At 50.9% G+C, this 228-nt stretch carries 1 protein-coding gene; it reads right to left on the reverse strand.

What is annotated here, in order from left to right; genetic code table 11:
• The coding region (locus tag ABR397_RS24125) for a two-partner secretion domain-containing protein (RefSeq protein ID WP_350307889.1) at positions 1–228 on the reverse strand (228 nt) is incomplete at both ends.

Consider the following 228-nt stretch of genomic DNA (forward strand, 5'->3'; position numbering starts at 1 on the left):
AATCCGTCGCTTTGCCCTCCAGCCCTTTGCCGCCAATGGTAATCTGGCCTTGTTTAACTTCCAACGCTTCCAGCGCACCCTGTTTGTCAAACTGGGGTTTACCGGTGGTCAAGGTGACGCTGGCGGTATTAATAAAACCACAGCCATCACAGGTAATACCGTTAGGGTTGGCAATCATCACATTGGCTTTATTGCCGACAATTTCCAGCTGACCTTGCAGCTCAGAGC

The organism is Photorhabdus viridis (assembly GCF_040256935.1).
In the GTDB taxonomy this organism is placed as follows: Bacteria; Pseudomonadota; Gammaproteobacteria; order Enterobacterales; family Enterobacteriaceae; genus Photorhabdus; species Photorhabdus viridis.